Here is a 357-nt window from a genome sequence, read left to right as displayed (position 1 = left end):
AAGAGAGGATGTTAGGAAAACATTGTTCGCGTCATAGCCGAGTGCGAAATTGAGGAAGGCGTAGTCGTCGGTCAGCGTGTCGAACGTGCCGGTAACGGCCGTGCCCGCCGTGATGATCGTATAGACGCCACCAACGGTATAGGTCGAACCGTCGTCAGTGCCGTTGACGGGCGTCACATGCACATTGCCGCCATTGATGGTCGCCGTGCCGGTGGCGTTGAGAAGATCGCTGTTGGTGCCAGCGACAAAACCGCCATCGTTGAGTTCAACCGTGTAGGTCGAACCGGCATTGATGGTGATGTTGGCGACGTTGAGCGTGCCGATGGAGTTGCCGGGCGCCAGCGTGCCCCCGGAAGC

At 59.1% G+C, this 357-nt stretch carries 1 pseudogene; it reads right to left on the bottom strand.

From position 1 onward, the window contains the following. A pseudogene (locus tag C5748_RS28440) lies at positions 1-357 on the bottom strand (autotransporter outer membrane beta-barrel domain-containing protein); the annotation flags it as partial.

The sequence above is a fragment of the Phyllobacterium phragmitis genome (assembly GCF_002980495.1).
Classification (GTDB): Bacteria; Pseudomonadota; Alphaproteobacteria; order Rhizobiales; family Rhizobiaceae; genus Paramesorhizobium; species Paramesorhizobium phragmitis.
The sequence above is the reverse complement of the archived record's forward strand: the minus strand, read 5'-3'. Positions and strand labels throughout refer to the sequence as shown.